Source organism: Actinomadura sp. KC06 (assembly GCF_004348735.1).
Classification (GTDB): Bacteria; Actinomycetota; Actinomycetes; order Streptosporangiales; family Streptosporangiaceae; genus Spirillospora.
Genome location: NZ_SMKT01000304.1, coordinates 1 through 4970, shown reverse-complemented (window position 1 = coordinate 4970; position 4970 = coordinate 1). Strand labels below are relative to the sequence as shown.

General features: G+C 72.1%; 5 protein-coding genes. 2 read left to right on the top strand and 3 right to left on the bottom strand.

The genetic code is table 11. The features are described from left to right. A partial coding sequence (locus E1287_RS41990; protein ID WP_131971511.1) for a maltotransferase domain-containing protein occupies nucleotides 1-175 on the bottom strand: 175 nt, incomplete at its 3' end. 155 nt (nucleotides 176-330) lie between these two features. Here E1287_RS41990 and glgP point away from each other — a divergent pair. Then, nucleotides 331-2925 (top strand): alpha-glucan family phosphorylase, encoded by a 2595-nt coding sequence (gene glgP / locus E1287_RS41985; protein ID WP_131971509.1) that lies wholly within the window; start codon nucleotides 331-333, stop codon nucleotides 2923-2925. On the opposite strand, the gene E1287_RS41980 is transcribed toward glgP, so the two are convergent. Then, entirely contained in the window at nucleotides 2922-3491 is a 570-nt protein-coding gene (locus E1287_RS41980) for a hypothetical protein (protein WP_131971507.1), read from the bottom strand. The two genes, glgP and E1287_RS41980, sit on opposite strands and share 4 nt — an antisense overlap. Next, entirely contained in the window at nucleotides 3488-3718 is a 231-nt protein-coding gene (locus E1287_RS41975) for a helix-turn-helix transcriptional regulator (RefSeq protein WP_131971505.1), read from the bottom strand. The genes E1287_RS41980 and E1287_RS41975 overlap by 4 nt, the downstream gene beginning before the upstream one ends. A gap of 118 nt (nucleotides 3719-3836) precedes the next feature. On the opposite strand from E1287_RS41975, the gene E1287_RS41970 reads away from it, so the two are divergent. After that, a partial coding sequence (locus tag E1287_RS41970; RefSeq protein ID WP_131971503.1) for a sensor histidine kinase occupies nucleotides 3837-4970 on the top strand: 1134 nt, incomplete at its 3' end.

Here is a 4970-nt window from a genome sequence, read left to right as displayed (position 1 = left end):
CACCCAGCCGCTCATGCCCCTCACGAAACACCGTCGCCGACACCTCGACCGTCTCACCCACCACCGCCTTGGCCGGCCACCGGCCGCACCCCACCACCGGCGACACCTCAAGGATCGGAATGCGGCCAAGCCGCGGAATGCCTGTCTCGCTGGACGTCCCGGACTCGACGTGCATGTGCCACCCCTACCCGTGCGAAATCTCCAAAACGTCCCCATGCCCGGGAATGCGGCGGCTACCGCGAAGAACTCTCGGTGTGACCCTGTGCGATGACCCGTACACGCAACCCCGCTTGTCGCACCATCGGACCGCACCGCATAGCGTGACGTTGCGTGAAGGCAATCCGACGTTTCACGGTACGCACCGTCCTTCCGGAGCCGCTCCGGCAGCTTGAGGAGCTGGTCCTCAACCTGCGCTGGTCCTGGCACCACGAGACGCTCGACCTGTTCCGCGCCGTGGACCCCGCGCTGTGGAAGGCCGTCCACCACGACCCGGTCAGGCTGCTCGGCGAGGTCGCGCCGGAGCGGCTGGAGCGGCTGGCGAAGGACCGGCGGTTCCTGCGGCGGCTGCGGGACGCCGCCGAGGACCTGCGCGAATACCTGACCGCGCCCCGCTGGTACCAGACGAGGCCGGACACGCCAGACTCCATCGCCTACTTCTCGCCCGAGTACGGGATCACCGCCGCGCTGCCGCAGTACTCCGGCGGCCTCGGCATCCTCGCCGGCGACCATCTGAAGACCGCAAGCGACCTCGGCGTCCCGATCATCGGCGTCGGCCTGCTCTACCGGCACGGCTACTTCTCGCAGTCGCTGTCGCCGGACGGCTGGCAGCTGGAGCGCTACCCGCCGATCGACCCGAACGGCCTGCCGCTCACCCTGCTCCGCGAACGCGACGGGTCGCCCGTCCGCGTCGTCATCGGCCTCCCCAAGGGCCGCGGCCTGCACGCGCAGGTCTGGATCGCGCAGGTCGGACGCGTCCCGCAGCTGCTCCTCGACTCCGACGTCGAGGAGAACGACCAGTCCGCGCGGGACGTCACCGACCGGCTGTACGGGGGCGGCGGCGACCACCGGCTGCTGCAGGAGATGCTGCTCGGCATCGGCGGCGTGCGGGCGATCCGCGCGTACTGCCGCGTCACCGGGCATCCCGCGCCGGAGGTGTTCCACACCAACGAGGGCCACGCCGGGTTCCTCGGCCTGGAGCGCATCCGCGAGCTGGCGGCCGAGGACGGCCTGTCGTTCGACGAGGCGCTGGAGGCGACCCGCGCGGGCACGGTGTTCACCACGCACACGCCCGTCCCGGCCGGCATCGACCGGTTCCCCCGCGACCTGATCGGCCGATACTTCGGCGGCGCGGCCGAGGAGGAGCAGGTCCCCGTCGAGCGGATCCTCGCGCTCGGCGCCGAGGACTACCCCGGCGGCGACCGCACCGTGTTCAACATGGCCGTGATGGGGATGCGGCTGGCGCAGCGCGTCAACGGCGTCAGCGAGCTGCACGGACGCGTCAGCCGGGAGATGTTCGGCGGGCTGTGGGGCGGGTTCGACATCGCCGAGGTCCCGGTCGGGTCGATCACCAACGGCGTCCACGCGGGCACGTGGGTGGCGCGCGAGATCCTGGAGCTGGCCGCCCGCGAGCTGCCGTCCATCGTCGAGTCCGGACGGGGCTGGGAGGAGGTCCTCGCCCGCCCCGGCATCGAGCTGTGGCGGATCCGCGGGGTGCTGCGGCGGCGGCTCGTCCTGGAGGCGCGGCGCAGGCTCCGCGAGTCGTGGCGGCAGCGCGGCGCGAGCGAGGCGGAGATCTCCTGGATCGAGGACGCCCTCGACCCGGACGTGCTGACGATCGGGTTCGCGCGGCGCGTCCCGTCCTACAAGCGGCTCACGCTGATGACCAGCGACCCGGACCGGCTCCGCGCGATCCTGCTGAACTCGGAGCGGCCGGTGCAGATCGTCATCGCCGGGAAGGCGCACCCGGCGGACGAGGGCGGCAAACGCCTCATCCAGGACATCGTGCGGTTCACCGAATCGGAGGACGTCCGGCACCGGATCGTGTTCCTGCCCGACTACGACATGGCGCTCGGGCAGCTGATGGTGCAGGGCTGCGACGTGTGGATGAACAATCCGCTGCGCCCGCTGGAGGCGTGCGGCACGTCCGGGATGAAGGCGGCGCTGAACGGGGCGCTGAACCTGTCGATCCTCGACGGCTGGTGGGACGAGTGGTACGACGGCCAGAACGGCTGGGCGATCCCGTCCGCCGACGGCCTCGCGGGCCCCGACCGGCGGGACGAGCTGGAGGCCGCCGCGCTGTACGAGCTGATCGAGGACCACGTGTCCGTCACGTTCTACGACCGGGACGCCGACGGGCTGCCGCGCCGCTGGCTGGAGATGGTCAAGCACACCATCGCGACGCTCGGCCCGAAGGTCCTCGCGTCGCGGATGCTGCGCGACTACGTCGAGGACCTGTACGCCCCGGCCGCCGCGTCCGCCCGCGCCATGGCCGCCGACGAGTTCGCGGGCGCCCGCGCGCTGGCGGCGTGGAAGCACCGGGTCCGCAAGGCGTGGCCGGGCGTCGCCGTCGAGCACGTCGAGTCGAACGGGGCGGAGAGCCCGCAGGTCGGAGCGCGCCTCTCGGTGCGCGTCGTCGTCGATCCGGCCGGTCTCGCTCCCGACGACGTCGCCGTCGAGGTCGTCTACGGCCGGGTGGACGACTCCGACGCGCTCGTCGACCCGTCCTACCTGGAGCTGGACGGCGGCGAACCGGCGGACAACGGCCGTATCCGGTACGTGGGCGAGGTCCCGCTGGGACGCAGCGGCGCGTTCGGCTACAGCGTCCGCGTCGTCCCGAGCCACCCGATGCTGTCGGGCCGCGCGGAAATGGGCCTGGTCGCCCTGCCGCCCGCGCCGCCCGGCATGACGAACGGCGACCTGCGTTAGGGCTGGTCCTCGTCCTCGATGGGCGGGTCGGTCATCTGCCAGGTGGCGACGATGAGCGGCAGGAAGATGTGCGTCACCAGCAAGGCGAACAGGATCAGGAACAGCGCGGCGCCGGGGATCTGCGACTCGCGGCCGTCGCGGTCGGCGACCATCGTCACCAGGAGGACGGCGGCGATCACGGCGGTGGACGCCCGGTGGGCGGTCGCGAACGCGCGGAGCCGGGCGGTGAGCTGGCGCTCGTCCAGCTCCCGCTCGCGCTTGGCGGTGAGGCCCCGGGTCAGCGCGACGAGCTGGGTCGCGAGCGGCAAGCCGACCAGCAGCAGCACGCCCAGGACCACGAAGTTGACGATCATCGCGGTGTCGCTGGGGGCGATGATCCAGGACACCGCCGCGTCCACCCAGAGCAGGCCCAGCGTCACCGCGCCCGCCCCGGCCAGCACCCGGCGTGGACGCCGGCGCCCGTAGCGGGTGGGCATGCGGCGGTCCATCTCCTCCTCGAGGGCGGCCAGGCGGTCCGCGCGCTTGCGGCGGGAGCGCTCCAGCCAGCGCGCCGTGCTGTTCGTCATGACATGCCTCCGATTCTGGGGAACGGTTTCAGGGAGAAGACGACCTCGACGGGCACCTCGAAGTAGTCGGCGATGCGCAAGGCGAGGTGCAGGCTCGGGCTGTACTCGCCCCGCTCCAGATAGCCGACCGTCTGGTAGTGCACGCCCAGCGCCGCGGCCAGGTCGCGGCGCGAGACGCCGCGTTCGGCCCGCAGCACCGTGATCCGGTTGTAGACGTTCTCGTTCATGACCACCTCCGGATACGGAGACTTCGACCGTCTGCTGCATCACTACAACTCGATATAGTAGAAGTACTACATTTCATCGCAGTGATGCAAGCGGTGGGGGCCTGGCAGGATGGATCATGTGCGAGCTCCGGACTGGTGGCCGCCGCGCGGCCGTTCCGCCGACCTGCTCCTGACCGCGGGATGCCTCCTCGTGACGGTCGTGGCCGTCCTCACCGTGATCGAGAAGGACGGCCGGGGGCCCATGCCCTGGCTCGGCTGGATCCTGCTCGTCGTCACCTGCGGCGCGCTGTACTTCCGGCGGAGCCATCCCGTCGCGGTGGCGATCGTGACGTTCGCCGCGTGCTCCGTCTACTACCCGGTGACCGAGCCGGACGGCCCCGTCGTGATCTCATTCGTGATCGCGCTCTACACCGTGGCCGCCGTCGGGCATCTCGTCGTCGCGGGCACCCTCGTGACGCTCTCCATGGCCGCGACCCTGTACGGCGACTACCGCGGCGACGCCAACCATCTCGCGGACGCGGCCGGGTTCCTGCTCGCCGGCTGGTTCGTCGCGGTGATGGCGGTCGGCGGCGTCGTCCGGAACCGGCGCGCCTACCTGCGGGAGGCCGAGGAACGCGCGCGGGCCGCCGAGCGGGGACGCGAAGCAGAGGCCCGCCGCCGCGCCATCGAGGAGCGGCTGCGCATCGCCCGCGAGCTGCACGACGTCCTCGGGCACAACATCTCGCTCATCAACGTGCAGGCCACGGCCGCGCTGCACGGCCTGCGCCGCGAGCCCGAACGCGCCGAGGACGCCCTCACCGCGATCAAGCAGGCCAGCAAGGACACCCTCCGCGAGATGCGCGCCACCCTAGGCGTCCTGCGCCGCGTCGACGAGGCCGCGCCGGTCACCCCCGCGCCCGGCCTCGCCCGGCTGGACGACCTGACCGACGGCCTGGCCACCGCGGGCCTCACCGTCCGGACCGAGGTCGAGGGCGAGCCCCGTCCCCTGCCCGCCGAGGCCGACCTGGCGGCCTACCGGATCGTCCAGGAGGCGCTCACCAACGTGACGCGGCACTCCAGCGCGTCGGCCGCCGTCGTCCGCATCCGCTATGGCGACGACGACGTGACCGTCCAGGTGCAAGACGACGGCGCCCCCACCACGGCCCCGTCCGGAGACGGCACCGGAATCCGCGGCATGCGCGACCGCGCCGAGGCCCTGGGCGGCGACTTCGAGGCCGCCCCCCACCCCAGCGGCGGCTTCACCATCCACGCC